A 24972-nucleotide genomic window follows, 5' to 3' on the forward strand; every position below is an offset into this window, starting at 1 on the left:
ACCGACTTTTGTCCCTTCCTCACTTCTACCTACTGAAAACGAAATTAAAATTTAATCTATGCCGTTTCTTTCATAGAAAGAATAGAAAATGAATTAGATACGTCTTTGCAATAATTTTCCGTTTTTATCATATAGCATTCGTTCATACACTACTTCCACAATCAGCGGGAAGATGAACAGGGCGAAGAAAGTCGCTCCTATCAATCCGCCGATAATGACAATCGCCAGCGGACGCTGTGATTCCGAACCGATACCATGACTCATAGCCGCAGGCAACAGACCGATAGCCGCCATAGCCGCCGTCATTATCACAGGGCGGATACGTGATCGGACTCCTTCTTTAGTGGCCTCCTGTAAGGGCGAACCCAGTTTCAGATTTGCCTTGATATCGGAAATCATAATAACGCCATTCTGTATGCAGATACCGAACAAGGCGATAAAACCGATACCCGCCGATATAGAGAAATTGAAACCCGTTATCAGAAGGGCTGCGATACCTCCCACGGCAGCAAACGGTACATTCAGCAATACCAGTCCTGCATCTCTTGCATTAGAGAAGAGAATAAACAGAATAATGAAAATAATGGCAATGCTAATAGGTACTACCTGCGCCAGACGTTTCGAAGCACGCTGCTGATTCTCAAAATCACCCGTCCATTTCAAAGAATATCCCGCCGGTAAATGGACGGAAGCATTTACCTTTTTCTGCGCTTCGGCAACTGCCGTACCCATATCCCGTCCTCTCACCGAGAACTTGACAGCACAGAAACGGGCATGGTTGTCACGGAAGATCAATAATGGGCCTGTAATCGTAGTGATATCTGCCAGTTCCTTAATAGGCACCATCGTTCCGTCCATCGCCGGAACCAGTATCTTACCTATCTCCTCTTCATTCTGACGGAACTCTTCACTATACCTCACCATGATATTAAATTTCCGTTCGTCCTCATACAACAGCGAAGCTGACTTCCCGCCAATAGCCATTTCAATGATAGACTGAACATCTTCCTTAGCCACTCCATAACGTGCCAACTGACGTTCGTTCAGTTCGATACGAAGTTCCGGCTGGCCGATATTGCGAATCACTCCCAAGTCTTCAATTCCCTGCACGGTATTTAAGATCTTATCAATCTGGACGGCCAGCTTTTCCGATTCGTACAAATCCTTACCGAACACTTTCACCGCAATAGAACCTTTTACACCGGAAGCCGCTTCTTCCACATTATCCGTAATCGGCTGCGAAAAGTTAAAGTCAATGCCGGGATAAATGGATAAATCGTCCTGCATCTTGTCGATAAGCTGCAGTTTGGTCAGCTTGCTTTCCCAGTCTTTCTCCGGATAAATATCTACGTGAAACTCAATATTATAAAATCCGGTTGCATCCGTTCCGTCGTTGGGACGTCCGGTTTGAGACAGTACCTGCCTCACTTCGGGGAAAGTCAATAGTTTCTTTCTCATCTTATTTGCCAGCGTTACGGATTCATCCAGCGATATACTTTGCGGCAGCGTAGCACGGATGTAGATCGAACCTTCGTTGAGCTGAGGAAGAAACTCCGTCCCGAGGAAAGAGAAAAGCCATAAACCGACTCCTGCAACCACGGTTGCCAGTCCGATAGTCAGCTTGCGATGAGCATAGAAGGTATCAAAAAGAGCCGTGCACTTTTGATTGATGAAATGGACAAAGCGGTTATTCTTTTCGCGTACATTCTTTTTCAGCAGCATGGACGACATGACGGGAACCAGCGTTAATGTGAAAATAAGTGCACCCAGCAAGGCAAAACCCAATGTATATGCCAAAGGTGAGAACATTTTTCCTTCCACTTTCTGAAAAGAGAAGATAGGAATCAAAGCGGTAATGATGATCAGTTTGGAGAAAAATACCGCTTTTGCCTTATCCTTGGCGGTATGACGGATCAGTCCCATCTTGGACATCACATTGAATGCGGGCATTCCCACCTCTTTCGCCTTCTTGTCCAAAGCAACAAACACACCTTCCACCATCACCACTGCCCCATCGATAATAATACCAAAGTCAATGGCTCCCATAGAAAGCAGATTGGCAGACATCCCCATCACGCGTAAACAAATAAATGCGAATAACAAAGCTAATGGAATAATCACCGCAACAATCACGGTTGTCCGCCAATCCGCCATGAAGATTAACACAATAAACGTAACCAGCAATATTCCTTCAATCAGATTATGGGTCACCGTTTTTACCGCCAGATTCACCAGGTCCTCCCGGTCATAGAACGGTACTATCTGTACGTCTTTAGGGAGTACATTCTGATTCAGTTCTTCTATCTTATCTTTCAGATTTGCAATGACTTCACCGGGATTCTCCCCTTTACGCATCACCACAATTCCCTGAACGACATCGTTCTCATCCATTCGTCCCACTTGTCCGAGACGGGGCAGGCAGGATTCGTGAACATCTGCCAGGTTCTTTACGAGAATCGGCGTTCCGTTGATGTTCTTCACTACGATGTTTCGCAATTCATCCAGGTCGTTTATCAAACCGATTCCCCGGACTACGTATGCCTGAGAACTTTTCGTGATGACATCTCCTCCTACATTGATATTACTTTTGGCTATCGCGTCATAAAGTTCGAGAGAGGTAATTCCATAATTAATCAGCTGATGAGGATTCACGCTCACTTCAAATGTTTTCACCTCGCCACCAAAACTGACAATATCGGCTACACCCGATACCGAACGGAGATTTCGTTCGATCACCCAATCCTGAATCGTTTTCAAATCCCGTACACTACGTTTGTCACTGCGCAGGGTGTAGCGATAGATTTCTCCGGTAGGTCCGTACAAAGGCTGTACTTCGGGAGTCACGCCTTCGGGAAGATCGGCATCATTCAGCAAATTGTAGACTTGCTGACGTGCTGTAAAGTCATCAACACGATCTTCGAACATTACATTAATCACAGAAAGTCCGAAAAGAGTGGTCGAACGAATATCCGTTTTTTTCTGTACGGGATTCATGGCTATCTCAATGGGAATCGTGATAAATTTCTCCACCTCTTCCGCACTACGGCCCGCCCATTGCGTGATGATCGTCACTTTTGTATTTGTCACATCCGGAAAGGCATCTATCGGCGTATGTTTGAATGAGACGGCTCCGGCTATAACCGCAATCACCGTACAGAAGAATATAAAGAACTTATTCTTCAGCGAGAAGGCTACTATATTATCTATGAATTTATGCATACTATTCTCTGATTTTTAATCCGCATTCAAAGCATTATACACTAACAATACATTATTATTCAGTACCCTGTCTCCTTCGGAAAGACCGGAACGGACATAACATTCCTTGCTCAACTGTTTGTAAACGTCTACTTCCTTTATCTTCAGACGCTGGTCAGGCTCTACTGTGACCACATAATTCTTTTCTCCCTCGAACACCAGCGCATGGGAGTCGATACGAGGCATGGAAGTATCTTCCGCTTTACACTTCACGCTCACGTTTGTAAACATACCCGGCTTCAGCAAGTAATCCTCGTTTTTCAGTTTGATGCGTACGCTCATTGTCTTGCTTTCACTGTCCAGCAGATGATAGACCTTGTTGATCGTACCTGTAAATGTCCTTTCCGGATATGCCAAAGTCGAGATACGGACATCAGCTCCCTCGGAAACCTTACTAATATCACTTTCATACACATCCGCCATCACCCATACATCGGACAGACCGGAAATCGTAAACAGCGCATCTCCCTGATCGGGGCGCAGCTGCATATCCCTGCTGATCTGCTTTTCCACAATAAAGCCTGATACGGGAGATTTGAGCTGATAAAAAGCATTTCCGGAGAAGTGATAAATGGAGAATATTTCTTTGATTCGTCTTTCCTCCGCTTCCGCACTTGCCAGTTCCTGCTTGGCCTGAAGTACATCTTTATCCGATGCCATACCGGAAGTGTACATATCCTGTGTGGCATCCATATTCCGCCGAGCCAGCAAGAGTTGTTGTTCAGCTTCTTTCAATTGTTTCTCATAATCCGCCACTTCCCCGCTACGGATCACTGCCAGCACTTCTCCTTTGTGAACAAAGTCTCCTATTTCGGCACGCAGTTCCGTCACGGTTCCTCCGAACATCGGATACACATTTGCCACCTGATCCTGATTGAAAGTGACCCGTCCATTCAATGTCAGTTCATCTACCACTTCACATACGTGCACGGTATCGACAGATACAATTCTCAGCAGGCTGTCCGTCAGGCATAGTGTAGTCGGTTCTACTTTGGGTTGTTCTCCTTTTCCGGAGCATGCTCCCAAAAGGCTGCCAAACAATATACAAGGAAGGAATTTATTCCAGTTCATAGTCTTTGATAATTTATGGATTGTAATCTTTAATCGTTTCATATTGGTCGGTTTATTAGTAGTTCAATACATTTTGTCCGACAACTGTATTCAGGTTTTCCATAGCGAGAAATACGTTTTTCTTTATCTCGTATAGTTGGATGCAGGTTTCTTTATAGCTGTCATAATAATCGATAAATTCCAGCAGGCTGATATTCTTTCTGGTAAAATTCTCATTGACTCCTGTGATCAATTTCTCGAAGTTACGTTCCAGGTCCATATTAGTGGATTGATAGAGTTGAGTCGCTTTTTCCAGAGATGTATAAGCGGTGAAGAGTTCCATATCGGCACGATTGGCAGCATATTCCTGCTGCACTCCCGCCTGCTGGATACTGAAGCGGGCTGCTTTGATATTTCCCTGATTACGGTTAAAGATAGGTACGGACAGGCTTACTCCTATCGCGAAATAGTCATTGATAAAGTTTCCGACACGATCATAATTCCCTTTCACTGAGAACTCGGGAAAGGCCATTGACTTCTGTAGTTTCAGATTTGCACGGGAGGCATTCACTGTGCTTCGGGCAATCTTTTGGTCGGGCCGTTCATTGATGATTGCTTTCAGGTCTGCAAATGATAATTGCGACAGGTCCAGTTGTTGCAGTACTTCTTCGTCTAATGAGAGTTGAACTTGTGTATCTTCCGGAAGGTTCAGTAATAAATTCAGTTCTCCCCTGGTAGTCAGTAAATCACTCTCCCGTTCGTTCTTCTCTTTCTTCAAGGAGAAGAGCATCGATTCCAGACGGGAAATTTCCATTAAAGAGATGTTTCCCTTTTCCTGCTGAACTTTCATTCCGCCCAAAAGTACTTGCAGGGAATTTACTTCCTTTTCATAGATGGCAATGGATTTAGAAAGAAAGTAGACTTCTACAAACTTTTCATTCAATTCCTGACGGAGCGTCCGCATTACTTCCTCAAACTGGTATTCAGCTATTTCCTTATTGATTTTTTCCAGCCGGACTTGCTTATTCCGCTGACCGGCAAGATGGATCACCTGTTCTATTTCAACAACAGCTTCCCCTTCTTTTCCAAAATCAAAATACTTCCCGTTCAATCGGTTGTAGACATTCTGTTCCAGCGAAATGACCGGATTTTCAAACAATTTGGCTTGTAATACCTGCGCCTGTGCCATGTCGATATTGTACCGCTCGGCTATCAACGATAAATTGCGCTCTAAAAAACGCTGCTCTGCTTCTTTCAGTGTCAATGTGCCTGCAACCTGTTGCGCACACATCTTTCCTGCCAATAGAAGAAATAGTAAAAATAAAAATGCTCTGTTCATCGCAATCTTTTTGTTACCTTAATTTGTTTTCCGACAAAAGTACAACTCTGCAACGGTAGAGGCTGGATAAAAGCGATTATAAGGCTCTCATTTCAGATTAGAATTTGATTAGAAAATATCTAAGGAAAGGAAAAATTGTAAACACAACAGGAAGAATGGCTATCCCTCTTTCTCTACCATACCCCTATCTTTGCAAAGTAGAAATAAATAATGAATCATTAAAAACAGGAAATATGAAAATTATAGATTTAACCAAAGAAAGTTTTGTTGAGAAAGTTGCTGATTATCAATCTTATCCGGATAATTGGGAATATAAAGGGGATAAACCTTGTTTAGTCGATTTTCATGCTCCATGGTGTGGTTATTGCAAGGCATTATCACCCATATTGGACCAATTAGCAGAAGAATATAAAGGGAGACTGGATATTTATAAAGTAGACGTCGATCAGGAAGAGGAACTGGAAAGTGCATTCAAGATTCGGACAATTCCCAACCTTTTGCTTTGCCCAGTGAATGGCAAACCGATAATGAAACTCGGTACAATGAATAAGGTTCAATTGAAAGAGCTTATAGAAACGACTCTATTTTCATGATAAAATAGAATATAGAGCACTCACATAACTACTTTTCTTACTGAAAAAGTCCGAATCCCAATTGCTTTTTTGCAATTTAAAGGTTCGGACTTTCTATTTTAAAATAGGACATCAGGTACAATTAATACAGAATAAAGCCATGGAACAGCTAGAAGGTATGATATTTCAATTCCATGCGATGTCCTATAATTAAAATGTCATTAAACAGATAGCACTTATCATTTATGCAGCAACCTATCCGTCCCCGGAACAACTTTTCCCATCGACCAGACACACCGTACATTTAATTCCTTATCAAGTATCACAATATCAGCATCTTTACCTTTAGACAATGCCCCTTTCCGATCGCTCACACCAATCAGACGGGCAGGAGTTTCGGAAGCCATACGCACGGCATCTTCCAAAGGAATACTTGCCTTCTTCACCATCGTACGAACCAACACATCCATAGTCGCCAAACTACCGGCTAATGCAGAATGATCCGCCATCTTACATACTCCGTCCTCAATAATATAACGCGGATCAATCGGCTCGTTCCCTTCATTGGCAGCATAAGCCAACGCATCAGTCACCAGACAGGTATTCTCTACTCCTTTCAGTTTATAAACCAGTTTCAGAATAGTAGCAGGCAAGTGGATACCATCTGCAATAACTTCTACCGTCATTCCATCTGTCAGATATACACTCTCTACCGTACCTTCATATTTATATTCGCGACGTTTGTGAAAACCGGGCATCGCATTATAGAAATGAGCAGCATGCGAGAATCCTACCGCATACGCCGCCTTAATCTCATCATATTCAGCTTCCGTATGGGTAACGGCAGTCATGATCCCCTTGGAACGAGTGTATTTTGCAAAATCATGCGCTCCATGCAATTCGGGACTGATATCCCAGCGCTTGATGCAGGAAGTATGCTCCAACAGCGGCACATATTCATTCGCGTCGGGAGTTTTCAGAAAACCGTCATACTGGCTTCCTGCCATCTTCGGATTCAGATAAGGCCCTTCGATATGCAGACCTAGAATCGGAGACTCCGGTTCCTTCATCAGCTTCTCGCAAACATCGACCGCCTGATATATCCTCTCAAACGAAGTAGATGACAAAGTAGGAAATATGCCGGTAGCTCCATGCTTCAAATGAGCAGTTGCTGCGATACGGAAAGCCTCCTCCGTTGCTTCGGTAAAATCATGCCCGCCGCCACCATGTGCATGCATGCTGACAAATCCCGGTACGATCGTCATTCCTCTCGCATCAATCACTGTTGCACCGATAACTGCCAGATCACTGTTGGTTACCTCTAATATTTTTCCATCACAAATCAATACAGAGCCGTCTTTCAGCCAGCCTTGCGGAGTTAGTATTCTTCCGTTGATTATCTGAGTTAACATCGTTTTCTTTTTTAGTCGTTAAAATAACTTGTTCGTGCCTTCTACTAATTGTCCCATCGCCCAGACCGCTCTTACATTCAGATCTCTATCCAAAGCAATCATATCCGCGTCCTTACCACGTTCCAATGTACCTTTACGATCGAGCACTCCCATAATACGGGCCGGAGTCTCGGAAGCCATCCTCACAGCATCCGCCAAAGGAATTTCAGCATTCTGCACCATCGTACGGATCAGACGGTCCATCGTCGCCACACTTCCTGCCAATGCAGAGCGGTCTGCCAGTTTGCACACACCGTCTTCGATAATGACACGCGGATCAAAAGCAGTCTTACTGTCACTTGCCGCACAAGCCAGCGCATCAGTGATCAGGCACGTACGCTCCACTCCTTTTATCTTATAGACCAGACGAAGAATGGTAGGAGGCACATGAATGCCATCGGCCACGACTTCCACTGTCATATCATCAATCAAATAAATACTTTCTACCGTACCTTCATACTTATATTCCTTCCGTTTGTGAAATCCGGGCATGGCATTGTAGAAATGGGTAGCATGCGTATATCCTGCCTCATAAGCAGTCTGGATATCTTCAAATTCAGCCTGCGTATGTCCTACAGATGCCAATACGCCTTTTGCGGTGATATACTTTCCGAACTGCATGGCACCCGGAAGTTCCGGTGCCGCATCCCAACGTTTGATGCAACGGGTTTCTTCCAGCAAAGGGATATATTCTTCCGGATCAGGATTTTTGATATTCTCCGGAATCTGTCCGCCTGCCATCTCCATATTGAAGTAATGTCCTTCCAGATGCAGTCCGAGTACGGGACTGTCCGGCTCTGCCATCATCTTTTCGGTTGTCTCTGCGGCTGCACGGATCATAGGAATAGTAGAAGAAGAAAGTGTGGGGAAAATACTGGTAGTTCCGTGTTGCATGTGAGCTTTAATCGCTGTCCGGAAAGCATCTTCCGTCCCCTCCATAAAGTCTCTTCCACCACCGCCATGAACATGAATTTCTACTCCTCCCGGAACGATATACATGCCCTTGGCATCAATCAGTTTTGCTCCGATAACCGCCAGGTCGCAGTTAGTCACTTCCAGAATTTTATGATCACGAATAAGTACGGACCCATCCTTCAACCAGCCCTGAGGGGTGAGGATGCGCGCATTAATGATTTGTGTTAACATATCACAAGTTCTTAAATTAATTATAGGTCTGTGTAAGTCGATGACACTCTTTTTGGGGGAAGTACACCGACTTTTGTAATTACAAAAAGAGGTTGCCAATCTTATCGACTGACAACCTCACTACTTTGAGCGGAAAACGAGACTCGAACTCGCGACCCTAACCTTGGCAAGGTTATGCTCTACCAACTGAGCTATTTCCGCAAACTAAATTTTCTCCATTCAGAAACCTGAATTTCTTGTGCCCAGAACAGGACTCGAACCTGCATGCCTCTCGACACACGCACCTGAAACGTGCGCGTCTACCAATTCCGCCACCTGGGCAAAATTTAGTTCCAACATTTCAAAGAAACATGAGCGGAAAACGAGACTCGAACTCGCGACCCTAACCTTGGCAAGGTTATGCTCTACCAACTGAGCTATTTCCGCAAATAACTTTAATGACTGTGAAGAGAAGGAGACTCGAACTCCCACGACATAACTGTCACTACCCCCTCAAAGTAGCGCGTCTACCAATTCCGCCACCTCTCCAGAATTTTAAAGTTAAAATCTTTGTGCCCAGAACAGGACTCGAACCTGCATGCCTCTCGACACACGCACCTGAAACGTGCGCGTCTACCAATTCCGCCACCTGGGCAAAGATTATATTTCCAACATTTCAAAGAAACATGAGCGGAAAACGAGACTCGAACTCGCGACCCTAACCTTGGCAAGGTTATGCTCTACCAACTGAGCTATTTCCGCATTTTTTCGTTTGCGGTTGCAAAGGTAGGGATTTTCCGTAATTCTGCAAACATTCTGCATATTTTTTTCACAAGAATCTGCACACTTTGTTTCCGCAAACAAACAATTGTTTTGATTATCAACTCATTCGGTCCCGATAGTCTTCGTAAGAAAATTGCTTGTATATTTCCGCTTTCCCTTCTTTTGTCCACAAAGCGATGGCGGGATGATGGATTCCGTTAAACATATTTGTCTTGACCATGGTATAGTGAATCATATCTTCGAACACAATCCGCTCTCCGATCTGCAACTCATGATCGAAACTCCATACTCCCATATAATCACCACTCAAACAAGAATTACCTCCCAAACGATAAATAAATTCTCCTTCATTCCCCATCTCCGCACCACGAACGGCAGGCTGATAAGGCATTTCCAGACAATCGGGCATGTGGCAGGTGAAACTCACATTCAGAATAGCCGTCCTGATACCGCGACTCTCAACGATATCTACCACTTCCGAAGTCAGGACTCCTGTCTGCCATGTAAAAGCAGAACCGGGTTCAAGGATGATCTGCAAATGAGGATATCGTGCTTTCAGGTCTTGCAATAATTTAATCAGATGTTCCGTATCATAATCCTTTCGGGTCATCAGATGCCCGCCTCCCAGATTCAGCCATTTAATTTGCGGGAACCAGCGGGAGAATTTCTCTTCCAGATGCTGCAAAGTACGTTCCAGCTCGAAAGAAGAAGATTCGCAGTGACAATGACAATGGAAACCTTCGATTCCTTTGGGCAAGGTATCGGGCAATAAATCGGCGGTCATTCCGAAGCGGGTACCGGGGGCGCACGGATTATAAAGTTCAGTCTCTACTTCCGAATATTCGGGATTCACACGGATACCGCAGGAGATTCCGCTTCCTTCGGCTACTGTCATCGGATAGAAACGACGGAACTGTGCCATTGAATTAAAAGTGATATGACTACTGCAACGCATGATTTCCGGAAAATCCTGTTCCGTATACGCAGGCGAATAAGTATGGGCTTTACTTCCAAATTCTTCCAATGCCAGACGTGCTTCATACACGGAACTTGCTGTGGAATGATCCACGTATTCGCGGAATATCGGGAATGAACGCCACATGGCGAATGACTTGAAGGCGAGAATAATCTCCACTCCTGCCCTGTCGGCTACGCTTTTTATCAGACACAGGTTCTTTCGCAAGAGTTCTTCCTCCATGATATAGCAAGGAGAAGGAAATTGGGTGAAATCTATCATATATAAATTTATTATCTAAAGTAACGCCTTACGGACGTGCCTGCAAAAATACAAATTCAAAAGCAAAGAGAGATTCTTTTATTTTTAATTAAGATATTGAGTTTCGAAAACTTTTTCTTATTTTTAGACCTTTATATTATAGATGTAGTTGTTTCATCCTAAATACCCGATTGATTATGAATAAAGATTTAAGAAAAGTGGTGATTCTCCTGGCGCATCCCAACATGAAGGAATCACAAGCAAACAAAGCACTGATTGATGCTGTGAATGATATTGAAGGCGTAGCAGTATTCAATCTTTACGACCAGCAAGGCGCTTCTTTTGATGTTGACGAATGGAGCAAAATCATTTCCGATGCTTCCGCCCTCATTTATCAATTTCCCTTTCATTGGATGGCTGCGCCGTCATTGCTCAAAAAATGGCAGGACGAGGTATTCACCTTTCTTTCCAAGACTCCTGCAGTAGCCGGGAAACCATTGACAGTAGTAACCACCACAGGTTCCGAATATGAAGCATACCGCAGCGGAGGCAGAAACCGCTTCACAGTGGATGAGCTTTTACGTCCTTATCAGGTTAGTGCCATTCATTCGGGGATGTCGTGGCAAACGCCTATTGTTGTTTACGGAATGGGAACCGCAGATGCGGGAAAGAACATCGCTGAGGGAGCTAACTTGTATAAGCAACGGGTAGAGATGCTGATCGGCAGCAGCAATGCAGGAAATAACTGGTAAATTATCTCCTATACCTTATTTCGATTAGCTATTAGCAAAAACAAATTAGCTATTAGCTAATCGAAATATGCTAATAGCTAATTTATTTCTTCAAGGATTCTTCCCCATCATCTTCTTTTTATTCAAAGTCAGTACCGGCAAGAAAATAAACACGCCGATCACAGACATCACCAGTCCACCGATAGTACCTGCAGCCAAAGGAAACCAGAAACCTTCTTTCTCTGCTCCCACCATAAAGGGGATAAAGCCAAGGATGGTAGAAACAACCGTCAGAAAAATGGGAATCACTTTCGTATTCCATGCCTTCACGTAAGCACGAAGAGGAGAAAGGCAGGGAAAGCGTTTTCGAATCGCATTGTACTCATTTAAAATATAAATACTGGCATTCACTGTGATACCGCAGAGCAGAATGAACGAAGCGAAACCACCTTGGTCAAAGTTCAACTTGAACCAGTAGAACGTCAGAAACACACCGATATAAGAGATCGGAATGACAAAGATGATCGCTAACGGCTGTTTCAACGAATTGAACAGAATGCTTGTAATAAAGAAAATGATAGCAATCACAATCAGGAGCAAGCGATACTGTTTGTTGGCACCTCCACCCCATGACCAGTTATTACTTTCCGCTTCCGCCTTATATCCCATCGGGAGAAGTTCATTAAACTCTTCCAGGTCTTTTTTCAGCAACTTATTTCCCTGTTCCGACGCACCGATATACTCATATTGCAGGCATAAGCGGTATTGTTGATTCTCCTTCGCCACTTCCTGCGGCATCTGTCCCTTCTCTACCTTAGCCAGTTCCGCCAGTTTATACTCTTTATCGCCTACACGGAAAGGATAATACTGCATGGCCCATATATCCCGCTGATCCGACTGGCGGGAAGAGAGTTTGATTTTTTCCGTTCCATCTTCGGTAACAACGGAACCGATTTCCTGATTCCGCCCATATATGGGACGAATAGCAGCAAACAGTTCTCCGGCTCCGATCCCCGCTCCGATCATCCGTTGTTTATCCAGCTCAAAATAAAACTCCTGATAATCATCCTTCCACCACGAGAAATTGGAACCGACCGTAACTTCCCTGATACGGCGATGAGACAATAAGACCTCTTTCAGTTTTGTAGCCCAGCTATAAAGTTCATCATAATTATATCCGTACATTTTCACCCGGAATGATCCCGCATTCTCGCGTACACTATTACTGAATCCCTGATCCTGTAATCCATAAATACTCCAATCTCCTCCCCCCAACTGGAGAGCTTTACTGATCATGTTAGCTTTCAGCGTATATGGGAACCCGCTTTTCTGATTTTCCTTTGTGAAACGAATGCTGATAGATGCCCTGCGGGCGCTTTCTACCGATGTCTGAAACTGCTTGATCTCCTTGAACTCGCTCAGATAAGTTTCCATTCGCTTGATCAGTGTATTCATCTGTTCAAGCGTACTGCCGTTCGGTAAATTGGCGTTGGCATAAAGCACCACCTCCTCATTCCGGGTAAAGTAGCTCCCTTCATACACCTTTTGCACAAACAGCCTCAGACTTCCTCCCAACGCTTTATCCACTATCGGTTTCACCTTTTCCTTATAGGTAGGAGTCCCCAGTGTCTTATTATAAATCTCTGCCCATTTGCCATCCCCATCCATCTTTTCCGGCAACAGAAAGACCGGTAATCCGAATGCCAGCAACAGCAACAGACAAACCGCTACTCTCCAGCGGCAAAGCCTCTGTATCAGCCACCTGTAGAAATGACTGAAATAGACCGGCCCCCTTCGCATCTTCGAACGCAGCCATCCTAAGAAACGGGTATTCCCCATTTTCCATTTTCTCTTCACTCCGGTCAGAGAAGACTTCCTGCGTCGTTTCAACCCGATTTTGTCAATCAAAGAAGGTACAAAGAACAGAGCAACCAATAATGAAACTCCCAGATTAATCATCACCACTGCGGCAAAATCCTGCAGATTCAGACGAATCCTCTCGTCCAGAAAGAAGATGATGACCAACGCTCCCATTGTTGTCAGTGTAGCCGCCAATACAGACATGAACGCCTTCCGGTTTTTACATCGAAGATAATGATCACTCATCACAATCGTATTATCAATCACCAGGTTCAGTGAAACCGTGATACCCGCCAAAGAATATAACTGCATTTCCAGTCCGAAGACATAATAAAAGATAACGGCTATTGCCATATTCACGGTCAGACTGGTGACAATCAAAAACAGATATTTGGGGCTGAAAGTAATCAGCAGTACAAACAAGAGCAGGATAGCCACCGTCACTCCCGTACGCAAATAAATCTTGTTCAGCTCGTCATGTATAAACTCTGTAGTATCATAACTGGTATGAATCTCATATCCCGCCGGAAGCGACAGCCTGATGTCATCCATACACGCCTGTACTTTTTTGCTCAGTTCCAGCTGATTAGCTGCCTCTTCAGCGACAACAGACAGATAAATCGAATTCAACCCATTGATCCGGTAATAACTCTGAGGCTGCTCTTCCATACGGACGACCTTCACCAGTTCGTCCAAGCGGATGATTCTCCCATCCTTCACTTTCACCTGTATCTGCCCGGCGTCAAACTCCCGGTTATCATGTTCGGGCATCAGCACCAACCGAATCCACTCCTTGCCCGAAGCCGCCTGTTCCACATCATAAGTCCCCAGAAACTCTTTCTGATAATGCAGACCGACTGCCTGACTAATTTCATCCGTACTCACCCCCAACGCACGCAACTGCTCATAATCATACTCCAGACGCCATTCCATCGGTGTGGCTCCGCTGACGTTTATCTTATAGATTCCCGGAAGCTGCGCAAGGCGTGTCTTTATATGTTCCTCCGCATACTTCTGAATCAGACTGGGAGTGGCAGGCGCATTAATCGTGAATGCGATAAAAGGTCCCTGACTTTTCTGCTCCGGACTTGCCATCTGAATGTACGGGTAACTAACTCCCGCCGGCAATTCCGGCCAAGTCTGACGAATGATGGTCGAAGCCTCAAAACGTGCGACAGCCGCATCTGCATGCTTGTCCAGACTCACATTTATACTTCCCCAGCCATTGCCGGAAGTCGAAGATATGCTTTGTATTCCCTTGACACGGGCAAGCATCGCCTCCAGTTTGCTGGTAGCCGTCATCTCCACGACACGCGCCGAAGTCCCTCCCATGCCGAACCACACAGAAAATCCGGGTAAGGTCCGTGACGGATTCAGCTTCACCGGCAGCAACGGAACAAGTGCCAGCCCGACCAACGCCACGCTGATAAAAGCGACAATGAGCGTAAAAGCGGAAGCCTTTGATGACTTTTTAATTTCAGAACCTATATCTTGCATGATTCATTTGTCTATATCCCAAAAGAAATTACTATCTAATCAGTCTTCCTCCATTAAAGTCGAAACGATCCGAAAGAGAAAGCTTCGTAGCAAAATCGAATAAAGTCAGACGACGTATTTTATAATAATTCAGCCAGTAGTTCTGCAAGGCAGAAATGTAGTTGCGCTGCGCCTCCTGCTGCCTGTTGAGCGAAAGCGTCAGACTATTAATATCCGCTTTACCGATAATAAAACGTTGCCTTGTCTCATTATAAGCCAGTATCGCCAGGTCCAGCGCTTCTTCCGCACTGGCAATCAACTGCTGCTGGATATTAAAATCACTCACCGTCATGATGACTTCCTCCTCAATACTGATCTCATCCTGACGTGCCGAAATCTTCACTACATTCAGATTATTCCGTGCCATGTTGTATTTGCCCTTACGAACGCCCCAGTCCAGCAGCGGAATCGATACGCTGACCGCTACCAAGTCCTGCTGCATCGGTTTATGATACACATCTCCGAAGTTTTCCGCCACCTGGTTGAAACCGATACTGGCATTCACGCTGGCATTGAAACGGGATTCCTTCTTTGTTCTGTCCACATTCCGCTCCGCTTCCAGTACATTCTGCTTCAGTTCCAGCAACTGCGGATTATTGCTCCTTCCCCATCTCAAAGCCTCATCCACCGGAATCTCCATCATACTTGGGCGTGAAGGAAGCTCCAGTTCGATCTGGGTATTCTTATCCAGATTCAGAAAAGATGCCAGTGAGAACATTGCCCGTTTCAAGGCGCTTGCCCTATTCTGCAATGTATTCTGTGCATTCACTTTATCCAGCTTTAAAGTCAACAGGTCCGCCTGTGAAATAGCGGCGATCCGGTGCCGTTGCTGTCCGATGCGGTACAAAGTATCCGTAGATGCGAGGTTTTCCTTTGCCAGTTTGTATTCCGCCTGCGCCATCGCCAGCGAAAAGAAATAATTCGTCGCCGTTTCCGAAACCTTTTCCACATTATAAAGAAATTCCTTTTTCACACGCTCGTATTTCAGCGGTTCGATCTTCCGGTCCCATTTGAAAGGATTATACCCGACCAGGCTCTGCGAATAACCGAGCCGTATCGGGACGCTGGTAAACTGCGTCGCACTATTATCCCCGAAATTACGCATATAGGCAAGGTTCGACTCCAGATAGAACGTACCTCCGGTCAGGTCCAGATTTTGACGGACACTTAATCCTCCATAGGCATAATATGACTGTTGCGTACGGTAGACATCCAGGTCCTGTCCCGAATCATAACGTTTCGTGATATCCCGGTTATATTGTGCCGGGGTAAGGTCCATTGTCAGACTCGGCAAACGGTTTGCCCGGTACGTCCGGTATTCCCAATAACCGGACAGGTACATATTTTGTGTGCGGAATGACTCCAGCGAGCTGTCGTTAGCTAAAGCGATGGTCTGGTTCAAGTCCAGCACCAGACGTTTCTGGGCATATACTGAAGAGAAACAGATCCCCGATGCTGCCATCAATACAAAAAGAACGGATGATTTCTTCATAATTCAACATGTTTTTCATTTGGTTTGTGATTCCCGCTTTTTCCCCGATAGATAAACCAGTAAAGCAGCGGTATGATAAAGAGGCTGACCGCCGTACCGATGGACATCGTGCCTATCATGGCGATAGACAACGGCTTTTGCAGTTCCGATCCCATATCCGAGGAGAACAGCAACGGCACCATGGCAAAGATGGTCGTCAGCGAAGTCATGATAATCGGCCGCAGACGCCTGCGGCCTGCTTCGTGAATAGCTTCCAGCAAAGGAACGCCTGCCTTGCGCAGTTCATTGATAGCATCCAGTTTCAGGATAGAGTCATTGATTACAATACCACAGGTCACAATCAGACCGATGGCAGACATCAGATTCAGCGTATGCCCGCATATCCAAAGCAATAGTAAGGCAAATGCCACATCAATCGGGATTTCCGCCAGTACCAGCAACGGCTGCAGAAAACTCTCGAACTGTGCGGCAAGAATGAAATACATCAGCAGCAGTGAGATCAACAGGATCACGACCAGTTCATCCAGCATCTCCTTGTTGGAGAAGATACTGCCGGAGAAGCCCGTATCCCAGTCCCCTGTTTCCTCCGCCACCTGTTTCACTTCACGCATCAGCCGGTTCGCATCCTGCACGCCGTAAAAGTCGAACGGGACATACTCGCCGTTACGTCCGGAAGTAATACTTTTCAAGTCTTCGGCGGGAGCTACGTTGATCAATTCCCGAAGCGGGATAAAGTCGACATTCCCGGAGTTATCCGGTTGCGTCTGCACCAGTGTTTCCTGCAACACCTCGTTCACAGTCTTTTCATCCCCGGCAATGTTGATCGGCAAATACTGCTGATAAGAGTGCAGCATCGTCACACTGTTTTCCCGGAAAGCCGTTTTCAGTACCCGATACAGTTCGTTGTAGGAAACACGGTAGAGCAAGAGTTTCTCTTTGCTGATACTCAGATTCAACTGGTTTTCGAAGGCGATACCTGTCGGATTGATTCCGGTTTTTCGTCCCAGTTCCTGTTCAACGCTACGGATTGCTTCCGCTTTGGGGGCTTCCGCTTTATTACGGGTGTAAAATTCCGCCACCACATCCGGTTCACCCGTCACAAAGAGTTTCTCAAATACCGTTTCCGGCGGAGAGAAAGAAATGACAGAGAGCGGATAACGTTCCTTCAGTTTCCGATATACCGCCTGTTCCAAAGAGGCAATAGCGTCGGAAGTCTCCGTACGGAAATAAAGTTCCGCTTCGGAAGAAGACAGTTCCCGTTCCCGATTGAGAATGAAATCCTGTCTGCCGATAGAGGCTGTTTGCTCCAGTACTTCATCCTTCAGTTCTTTGAAAAGTTCATCCACCCGTCGTTTGTTTTCATCCACATGGATATTCTCATTCCATTCTATCCGGGCGATCAGTTCATTTTCCTCGATATCGGGCATCCGTTCTTTGTCTATAAAGAAAAAGAAGAATACGCAAAGCGGGATGGAAATCACACAGAACAGTACACTGAACGTTTTATGGCGGAATACCCAGTCAACACCCGCATCATAGAAGCGGTCCAGCGTGTGATCCTTGATCGGGTTATTAAAATTGAAAGAAAGCCACTTCCATTTCCGGGTGCGGACACCTGTCCGGTAAACCAGCAGATAAAGTACGGGAAGCAGCATGATACCAGTGAGATAAGACACCATCAGTCCTACAGTGACAGAAAAAGCCTGATCAAAGAAAATAGCGCCTGCAATACCGCTCATAAAAATCAGCGGGGCAAAGACGGCAATAGTCGTCAGAGAAGAACTCAGCATGGGGGTGACCACTTCACTGGTTCCCGTCACACAGGCACGGCGCAAGGAGTATCCCCGTTCACGGTATTGCGATATATTCTCGGTCACAATAATCGAACTGTCAATCATCATTCCCAATGCCAGGATCAATCCGGCAAGTGAAATGATATTGAGAGACATATTGCAAAGGTAGAAAAAGACAAAGCTGATCACGATGGACACCACCATACTGAGTCCGATGACCAGCGGAGACTTTACATCTCCCAGAAACAGAACCGCTACCAGACAAATAAAGAGAAAACCCAGGGAAAGATTCTGTTGCAGATTAGAGATGGTGTAGTCCAGCAGTTCCGTCTGATTACGGCTGATGCTGAAATCGATTTCCGGGTATACTAACTGAAAATAGGTCATCGTGCCTACCAGCGCCTGCTTCATCTTATCCATGTTCTCATCCGCCTGTTTGATGACGGCAAGGCTCACCGCCCGTTTTCCATTGGACAAGGATACTCCTTTTTCTTTTACGGGTACGACGCTTACTTTGCAAAAGTCTTTTAACTGTACGATGCGGTCACCCTTACGCAGATAGATATTTTCCACATCCTCCGCCGTACGCAGCAATGTCGAGAATTTAATATTGTATTCATAATACCCGTCGCGCACTGTCATGCTGCCCGGTTCCACATTATTAGAAGATAAAGCCGATTCGATATCTCCAATGGAGAGTCCCATCATGGCGAGCTTGTCCTTGTCGGGCACTATTTGTACCTGCCGTTCCAAAATTCCGGTCACGTCCACCATGGCAACTTCTTCAAGCTGCTCTATCCTGCGCTTGATGACAGACTCGGCAAACTCACACAATTCAAGGAAGGAGTGCTGTTCCGTAGCTCCGTAAGCACTGTCATTCTTCAGTGTCAGATTCAGATAGAATACGGGAATATCCGTTGCACTCGCTTTGATTACCTTCGGGCGTTCCGCTTCTTTCGGAAGATAGTTCATGGCGGCATCTATCTTCTCATTTACCTCGATAAAGGCAAGGTCCGTATTCGTTCCATATTCAAATGACAAACGAATAATGCCCGCCCCGTCTCTCGATTCACTATGGATATCCTTCAGGGTAGAGACCTGAATCAGCTGCCCCCGCAAAGGTTTGACAATCGTGTTTTCCAATTCCCGGGCAGAGGTATTGGCAGACGCCACCTGTACCGTAATCTCAGGAATAGCGATATTGGGAAGCAGCGATATAGGCAGCGTAGAGTATGTCACCAGCCCGATGATGAAACAGGCGGTAAAGGCCATCAATACGGCAATAGGGCGCTGAATTAAGAATTTTATCATAGATTCATTATTTAATTCTTAATTCTTCATTTAACATAGACTTCCGCCTCATGCGCCAGATTCAGATTTCCGGTGACGATCACCGTATCTCCTTCCAGCAGACCATCCTCGATACCTTTCTGCGACTTGTCGGAGACGACACATTCTGTCGCATTCTCCAGTCCCGTATTCACATAATTCCACATTGCCTTGCCGTCTTTCAGGGTAAATACCACTTGTTTGCCGGAACGCAATACAACGGCACTCTTCGGAATAACCAGCCGCTCTCCCAGCGAACGGCGGACACTTACCCTTACATTCATTCCGCTGAACAGTTTTCCTCCCGCATTTACCAATGCTTTCACTTTCACCATGCCGTTGGCATCCACCAATGGATTTATCTCTGATACACTGCCTTCAAACGCATCTCCTCCGGCATAAGGAGTAATTACCACTTTATCTCCCATCCTGATAAAAGCAAGTTCATTTTCCAGCACTGTGAAATCAGCTTCCATTCCTTTGGAATCAATAATAGTACAGAATGCTTCAGAAGTATTTGCCGGATTATAAGGCTTTGAAAATAAATTGGCTACCACACCGTCAAAAGGAGCAATCAACGTAGCATGCTCCATCTCTCTTTTCGCCAGTTCATACTGGGATTTCGACTGTTCATACCCGCTTTTTACTTTGGCGATTTTCATTGTTTCAGCAGGGACTTTACTAAAGTCGTCAGGAGAATATCCCTGCCCGATCAGTACGTCTTTCAATTCCAGTTCGGCTTTCAGCAAAGCATCTTCCGACTGAGATAATTTCTGTTCCAGACGGAATTTATCCAGATCAGCTAGTTTCTGCCCTTTCTGTACACGGTCGCCATTCTTCACATAGATATGAGCGATGACTTCACCGGTTTCAAAACGCAGATCAGCTTTGCCACGGGCACTGATTTTGCCGTTACTCACCAGTTCGTGATTAAAATCACGCTTCTTCAATATCTGAAAAGCCACTTCATTCTTTGCATCCGGAAGGACTGTGGAGACGCCTTTCTCCGATTCATTTGCAGTATTCTTCTTGTCGGAACAAGAGAGCGTCATCATACATGCAAGGCACAATAAAATCCATGTAGAATTATTTTTCATCGTATTTATTGGTTTGTTTATTCTAAATTATCTCACATATAATTTCTTATATATTGTATGTAAGTTTGTATCATGTTTGCCAAATTTAGACAAAAATATCTATTAATCAAGTTTGTACAGTCATTTTTTTTCTTCACCCATTTATTTTAGCAGTTTCACTTCTTCTCTCATCTCCCTTATTGCAGTCGATTGTACCTTTGGTTCCTTCGTCAATACAATCTGAATCGCCTGTTTTAATTTCTCCGGATGTCGATATTCCGGTTCCGCATAAAGCTTTGCCAACAAGTAATATGGATAAATTCTTCCCGGAAGCCGATGAGTAGATCGTATGAAATACTCTTCAGCCTTTTCATATTTTCCTATAGCCTGATAATTCTTTCCTATTATGTTCAAAATCATAGGATCGCAACTATGTGCCATTGCCTCTTTCAAAATTGCTGTAGAACTATTATATTCTTTCAACTTATGTAAAGAATGTCCATATTCAAACAAAAATGCTCCCCTATCATTCAATTCCGGATAAATTTTCTTATACCCTTCTTTGGCTAAACGAAATGCGCCTATATTATAGTGCATTTTATACCTAAACCATTCTTCACAAGCATTATACTGATTATATTTCCAATAATAACTTCCCAATAAAGCAATCATTATAATAAAGAACAATATTTGTAACCGTGAAGAACCCACTACACAAGCAGCCAATAAAAAATAGAATGCTATAGCAAATCCGGGTATTTGCATCGGATAAGATGAAAATGCAAATACTAAAACAGAAATCAAACCAGCGCATGCACTTAGTCTTTTCTCTGTTATTCCTATCCAAAGGCAAAAAACAATAATCAATAACACAACCAATAGAAATAAGGCTCCATATTCTACAGCTATTTGCAGATATTCATTAAAAGCGTATTCAGGACTTCCAGCTACTAATTCTTCTGTAGATGTAAACTCTTTTTGGGAGAAATATTTTTCCTGAGCCATTCCATAAGCCGATGCAAAGTTTCCAGTACCATGTCCAAGGAGAGGTTTTTCCACAATAGCCATAACACTCACTTTCCAAATTAACAGACGTCCATTAGCCGAATCTACTTTTAATTGAAAAAGAGCATAACCAACTATTATCAATACCATTCCCCCGGCAATAATAGCCGGAAATACTCTTTTCTTATATTTTCTGCCTATCTTCCTTAAACTAGTTCCCCATGAACGATATGTAGCATATACCCATATCCCAGAAATCGCAACAGCCATCCATGCCGAACGACTCATACCTGCCGGTAAAACACAAAGAATTAATAGCAAGACTCCCAAAGCCATACAATATTTACCTTGCTCGATCCAAGTACGTTTCTTCACCTTTTTTAGATTCAACCATTCACTCAAACAAATAGGAAATACCATTGCTAAGTATCCGGAATAAGGCCCCGGATTGTAGAAAGAACCTGTTAGCGCATATAATGAATGATTGGATACAGTTAAACCATATATTTGTCTTAACCCCCAAACAGCCTCAACCCCACCTAAAATAATAAGAGACCAAACGACTGATAAATAAAATATATTTTTCTTACAATCTAAGCACAAAGACATAAGAGTACATATCACAAAGACAATAGACATATGCCCCAAATATAGCTTCTGATATGCCATATCTCCGACCGCAATAGTATAAGATGAAACAGTCACAACACTTAAAAGTGCAATGACTCCAAACAACATTAATAAATGAACGATATATTTATTCTGTAATAACATCTTCTATCATCTCCCATTTTTATTTGATCTTCATGAAAATCCGTTCCCAACGTATCTGATCGGTATATTTTTCTTTTGAGTTCCAAATACGGATAGCTTTACCTACAATATATTCTTCCGGCAACATCCCCCAATATCTGGAATCCTGCGAATTCGCCATATTATCACCAGATACAAAATAATAGTTCTTTTCAAAACGGTATTGATGAATAAGGCTATCACCAATAAGCACCTATCCTTCTTTTAGTTCTATTTTTTCTTTTGTTCCCATGCTATCAGTTGTCTATATAAAAAATATAAGATTAATTGAATCTAATCCCTCTATTATCTCCTTCTAGCTAATAATTGTAATCCACAACTATGTACCACATTACATCGGCATAATTCAATATAGAGTAGGTAAATCATTCTCTTGTATAATTTGTCCTCAAAGCCATATATCGAAACGGCAGGTTCGAAGCTCGTTATCAGTTTTTTTATGATACCTAAAGTCCCTTCCACTAGAACAGGGGACGGGTCTGTAACTTGTATCCCTATGCCATTTCTCAATTTTTTATTAAAGCAGAACGACTGTACAAATCAACTCTCTTCCTATACAATATTTTGACGTTTACTCAAGAATGGCACATTTCTTTAAAATCAAAGGGACGTTGTTTTGAAGAAACGTGCCATTCTTGAGTCTATATCAGTATAATTCAATATTAATAAATCATAAAGTCACCTCCATCATTTCGAAAAGAATGTAAACTAATCATCCATAGAAAGACATTTCTTAATAAAGTCATCTAATTGTTTTTTATCTTGTGATATTTCGAATATACACGCATCTCTTATTCGACAATTATTATCAACAATTATCATAACAGGAGTCGGTATATACCTCAATTCTTTTCTTATTAAATCATTCTTATCTTTATAAATAAACCCTCTATATGAATTCCTTTTTTGAGTAGACGTAACTTCATGAAACATACTTACAACTACTTTTACATATTCTCTTTTTTTACTATTATCAATGAGGTTTACTATTTCAAAGCCTTTATCTATGCATGTCTCACAGTCATAATAATTAAAAATATATACAATTACACACTTTTCAGTCTCCCCCACTACAGAATCCAAAGAAAGAATTTGCCTTCCTTTCAGCCTATCAACATCCTGATTCAACAAAGATGAAATATTTTGCTCTACCATTTTATTTTTTTTATTGCTATTACAATTAGGAAACAAACAAAGAAAAAAACTAAAAAGGCATATTAATCTTATATATTTCCATAGCACACTGCTCATAATTCATTGCATAAATATAATTTTCATTAGCACAAATCGTATTATATATTTTACCAGGCAAACGGCAAACATAAGATGGGGTTAAAGCCGAGTCTAGAACAAGAATAGTATTTACTTCATACCCTTTTTCCCAAGTAGCACACAACAAATATAATTTATCTTTATTCCAATAAGCATCGCATAAATATGTAAAAAAGCTTCTAGAAGATATATTTTTCTGCTTTATATAAGATAGATTATTTTTAATAATATTAATATCTGAGAGATCACATGAAGCAAGTAGTCTATTTTCATGCAAATCATATTTTTCTATTACAGGATAACTTGGACATATAGCATACAAACAATCTTCACCTTTTACTAGATGGCGTTGATTACGTAATATATTCATATCTGTATGTTCAGTTATAGAAAATACCTCCCCACAAAATTGTATGTCGCCACTATTTATACGGTCCCAATTTCTTTCAGTCTTAACATAACATGAACTATCAGTCATTGTTGTTGCATAAATAGTGTCATTTTCTATAAAGAAACGAAATTCATTACATGTTGGAACCGATACTGATTCTATGAATCCCTTCCCATCATAAAATTTCAAAGCCATTGAACCAGCATCTAAGATACCAATAGTATCCTTCTGTACATAAAATCCTGTTGGCGATACCACTTCTTTAGGGCCTTCTCCAAATTTGCCAACAGTATAGAAAGTATCTTTATCAATATCCAGAATAGCGACATCAGCCCTTGACGGATCAAACATATAAAGTTTACCATCCTCAAAATATAAGCATGAAATACTCTTAAAAAAAGTTGAATCAGGATAAGTTCTAAAAGAGGAAAATAGAGAACATTCAAGTTCCATTAAGTTTCTTTCCTCTTTGCAACTCATGATATTAAACACAAATAAAAGAGTACAAATACACAATATAATCAGCCTCATTTTTCTATTTATTTAGCAATATGTCTTCAATCCGTCACATTCAACCCATCGCTTCTCTTTTATTATGATAGTGCCACTCTTATCAATCCCTCGATGACATTTTTCAGTCCCCGTACACTTAACTTCACCGTCTCTTTGGCCCGACGAATTTATACAGTCATAACTAATAGAGCATGTAGCTGTTCCGGTCTCAGGAGTTCCCAAAGCTTCAATATTAACTATATCCATTAAACTAAAAAGAGAATTAGTCGAGCTTTTGCTACAATAAGCCCATGAATACACACTAAAAACAGCAACACAAATAGCTAGCAATACATTTACTTTTTTCATAACACTAATTTTTAAATAA

16 protein-coding genes, 6 tRNA genes and 1 pseudogene are annotated in these 24972 nt (G+C 43.1%); 2 read left to right on the plus strand and 21 right to left on the minus strand.

The features are described from left to right. Positions 1–93: 93 nt before the first annotated feature. From ACHLI0_RS03180 to ACHLI0_RS03190, 3 genes are read right to left on the minus strand one after another with little or no spacing between them, the layout of a single operon-like run. Entirely contained in the window at positions 94–3219 is a 3126-nt protein-coding gene (locus ACHLI0_RS03180) for an efflux RND transporter permease subunit (RefSeq protein WP_272195294.1), read from the minus strand. Between the two features lie 15 nt (positions 3220–3234). After that, positions 3235–4329, minus strand: coding sequence for an efflux RND transporter periplasmic adaptor subunit (locus tag ACHLI0_RS03185; RefSeq protein WP_490749548.1), 1095 nt, complete (start codon positions 4327–4329; stop codon positions 3235–3237). A gap of 55 nt (positions 4330–4384) precedes the next feature. Beyond that, the gene (locus ACHLI0_RS03190) at positions 4385–5647 is read right to left on the minus strand and encodes a TolC family protein (protein WP_195365059.1); all 1263 of its coding nucleotides are present in this window, start codon (positions 5645–5647) and stop codon (positions 4385–4387) included. Positions 5648–5880: 233 nt separating this feature from the next. Here ACHLI0_RS03190 and ACHLI0_RS03195 point away from each other — a divergent pair, with 233 nt between their 5' ends. Continuing rightward, positions 5881–6240, plus strand: a complete 360-nt coding sequence (locus ACHLI0_RS03195) for a thioredoxin family protein (protein ID WP_008761355.1) — start codon at positions 5881–5883, stop codon at positions 6238–6240. Positions 6241–6458: 218 nt separating this feature from the next. Here the strand turns inward: ACHLI0_RS03195 and nagA (ACHLI0_RS03200) are convergent, their stop codons facing one another. The 9 genes from nagA (ACHLI0_RS03200) to nspC all read right to left on the minus strand — a co-directional run bounded on the left by nagA (ACHLI0_RS03200) (position 6459) and on the right by nspC (position 10815). Then, positions 6459–7631, minus strand: a complete 1173-nt coding sequence (gene nagA / locus ACHLI0_RS03200; protein WP_258972906.1) for an N-acetylglucosamine-6-phosphate deacetylase — start codon at positions 7629–7631, stop codon at positions 6459–6461. 18 nt (positions 7632–7649) lie between these two features. Beyond that, positions 7650–8816 (minus strand): N-acetylglucosamine-6-phosphate deacetylase, encoded by a 1167-nt coding sequence (gene nagA, locus ACHLI0_RS03205; RefSeq protein WP_055218154.1) that lies wholly within the window; start codon positions 8814–8816, stop codon positions 7650–7652. 128 nt (positions 8817–8944) lie between these two features. Further along, a tRNA-Gly gene (locus ACHLI0_RS03210) sits at positions 8945–9017 on the minus strand. 38 nt (positions 9018–9055) lie between these two features. After that, positions 9056–9137 (minus strand) — tRNA-Leu (locus ACHLI0_RS03215). Between the two features lie 32 nt (positions 9138–9169). Next, positions 9170–9242: transfer RNA gene (locus ACHLI0_RS03220), tRNA-Gly, on the minus strand. A gap of 18 nt (positions 9243–9260) precedes the next feature. Continuing rightward, positions 9261–9344 (minus strand) — tRNA-Leu (locus ACHLI0_RS03225). A 24-nt stretch (positions 9345–9368) separates the two neighbouring features. Beyond that, positions 9369–9450, minus strand: a tRNA-Leu gene (locus tag ACHLI0_RS03230). A gap of 34 nt (positions 9451–9484) precedes the next feature. Next, a tRNA-Gly gene (locus tag ACHLI0_RS03235) sits at positions 9485–9557 on the minus strand. A gap of 118 nt (positions 9558–9675) precedes the next feature. Further along, on the minus strand, positions 9676–10815 hold the full coding sequence (gene nspC, locus ACHLI0_RS03240; protein WP_195383354.1) for a carboxynorspermidine decarboxylase: 1140 nt from the start codon (positions 10813–10815) through the stop codon (positions 9676–9678). A 176-nt stretch (positions 10816–10991) separates the two neighbouring features. Here nspC and ACHLI0_RS03245 point away from each other — a divergent pair, with 176 nt between their 5' ends. After that, positions 10992–11546, plus strand: coding sequence for an NAD(P)H-dependent oxidoreductase (locus ACHLI0_RS03245; RefSeq protein WP_195383355.1), 555 nt, complete (start codon positions 10992–10994; stop codon positions 11544–11546). Positions 11547–11636: 90 nt separating this feature from the next. Here the strand turns inward: ACHLI0_RS03245 and ACHLI0_RS03250 are convergent, their stop codons facing one another. From ACHLI0_RS03250 to ACHLI0_RS03290, 9 genes and pseudogenes are all read right to left on the minus strand, one after another. Continuing rightward, positions 11637–14882, minus strand: a complete 3246-nt coding sequence (locus ACHLI0_RS03250) for an efflux RND transporter permease subunit (protein WP_490748429.1) — start codon at positions 14880–14882, stop codon at positions 11637–11639. 31 nt (positions 14883–14913) lie between these two features. Continuing rightward, complete coding sequence (locus ACHLI0_RS03255) at positions 14914–16413, minus strand: TolC family protein (RefSeq protein WP_008761349.1); 1500 nt, start codon at positions 16411–16413, stop codon at positions 14914–14916. Further along, complete coding sequence (locus ACHLI0_RS03260; protein WP_490748430.1) at positions 16410–19517, minus strand: efflux RND transporter permease subunit; 3108 nt, start codon at positions 19515–19517, stop codon at positions 16410–16412. Before ACHLI0_RS03260 ends, ACHLI0_RS03255 begins: the two co-directional genes overlap by 4 nt. A 26-nt stretch (positions 19518–19543) precedes the next feature. Beyond that, on the minus strand, positions 19544–20632 hold the full coding sequence (locus ACHLI0_RS03265; RefSeq protein ID WP_103877721.1) for an efflux RND transporter periplasmic adaptor subunit: 1089 nt from the start codon (positions 20630–20632) through the stop codon (positions 19544–19546). Between the two features lie 141 nt (positions 20633–20773). Then, the gene (locus tag ACHLI0_RS03270) at positions 20774–22390 is read right to left on the minus strand and encodes an O-antigen ligase family protein (RefSeq protein WP_490748431.1); all 1617 of its coding nucleotides are present in this window, start codon (positions 22388–22390) and stop codon (positions 20774–20776) included. A gap of 19 nt (positions 22391–22409) precedes the next feature. Then, positions 22410–22687, minus strand: a pseudogene (locus ACHLI0_RS03275) (S26 family signal peptidase); the annotation flags it as partial. A 450-nt stretch (positions 22688–23137) separates the two neighbouring features. Continuing rightward, positions 23138–23584, minus strand: coding sequence for a hypothetical protein (locus ACHLI0_RS03280; RefSeq protein WP_103877718.1), 447 nt, complete (start codon positions 23582–23584; stop codon positions 23138–23140). Between the two features lie 49 nt (positions 23585–23633). After that, the gene (locus tag ACHLI0_RS03285; protein WP_161800178.1) at positions 23634–24572 is read right to left on the minus strand and encodes a 6-bladed beta-propeller; all 939 of its coding nucleotides are present in this window, start codon (positions 24570–24572) and stop codon (positions 23634–23636) included. Between the two features lie 63 nt (positions 24573–24635). Next, complete coding sequence (locus ACHLI0_RS03290; protein ID WP_129654790.1) at positions 24636–24953, minus strand: hypothetical protein; 318 nt, start codon at positions 24951–24953, stop codon at positions 24636–24638. Positions 24954–24972: the final 19 nt, after the last annotated feature.

Source organism: Bacteroides sp. RCH18, assembly GCF_058231005.1.

Coding starts and splice junctions, on each gene's coding strand:
- ACHLI0_RS03190 (WP_195365059.1), bottom strand. CDS start 5,647: ATGAACAGAGCATTTTTATTTTTACTATTTCTTCTATTGGCAGGAAAG.
- ACHLI0_RS03185 (WP_490749548.1), bottom strand. CDS start 4,329: ATGAACTGGAATAAATTCCTTCCTTGTATATTGTTTGGCAGCCTTTTG.
- ACHLI0_RS03245 (WP_195383355.1), top strand. CDS start 10,992: ATGAATAAAGATTTAAGAAAAGTGGTGATTCTCCTGGCGCATCCCAAC.
- ACHLI0_RS03285 (WP_161800178.1), bottom strand. CDS start 24,572: ATGAGTTGCAAAGAGGAAAGAAACTTAATGGAACTTGAATGTTCTCTA.
- ACHLI0_RS03260 (WP_490748430.1), bottom strand. CDS start 19,517: ATGATAAAATTCTTAATTCAGCGCCCTATTGCCGTATTGATGGCCTTT.
- ACHLI0_RS03265 (WP_103877721.1), bottom strand. CDS start 20,632: ATGAAAAATAATTCTACATGGATTTTATTGTGCCTTGCATGTATGATG.
- ACHLI0_RS03250 (WP_490748429.1), bottom strand. CDS start 14,882: ATGCAAGATATAGGTTCTGAAATTAAAAAGTCATCAAAGGCTTCCGCT.
- nagA (WP_258972906.1), bottom strand. CDS start 7,631: ATGTTAACTCAGATAATCAACGGAAGAATACTAACTCCGCAAGGCTGG.
- nspC (WP_195383354.1), bottom strand. CDS start 10,815: ATGATAGATTTCACCCAATTTCCTTCTCCTTGCTATATCATGGAGGAA.
- ACHLI0_RS03195 (WP_008761355.1), top strand. CDS start 5,881: ATGAAAATTATAGATTTAACCAAAGAAAGTTTTGTTGAGAAAGTTGCT.
- ACHLI0_RS03290 (WP_129654790.1), bottom strand. CDS start 24,953: ATGAAAAAAGTAAATGTATTGCTAGCTATTTGTGTTGCTGTTTTTAGT.
- nagA (WP_055218154.1), bottom strand. CDS start 8,816: ATGTTAACACAAATCATTAATGCGCGCATCCTCACCCCTCAGGGCTGG.
- ACHLI0_RS03255 (WP_008761349.1), bottom strand. CDS start 16,413: ATGAAGAAATCATCCGTTCTTTTTGTATTGATGGCAGCATCGGGGATC.
- ACHLI0_RS03280 (WP_103877718.1), bottom strand. CDS start 23,584: ATGGTAGAGCAAAATATTTCATCTTTGTTGAATCAGGATGTTGATAGG.
- ACHLI0_RS03180 (WP_272195294.1), bottom strand. CDS start 3,219: ATGCATAAATTCATAGATAATATAGTAGCCTTCTCGCTGAAGAATAAG.
- ACHLI0_RS03270 (WP_490748431.1), bottom strand. CDS start 22,390: ATGTTATTACAGAATAAATATATCGTTCATTTATTAATGTTGTTTGGA.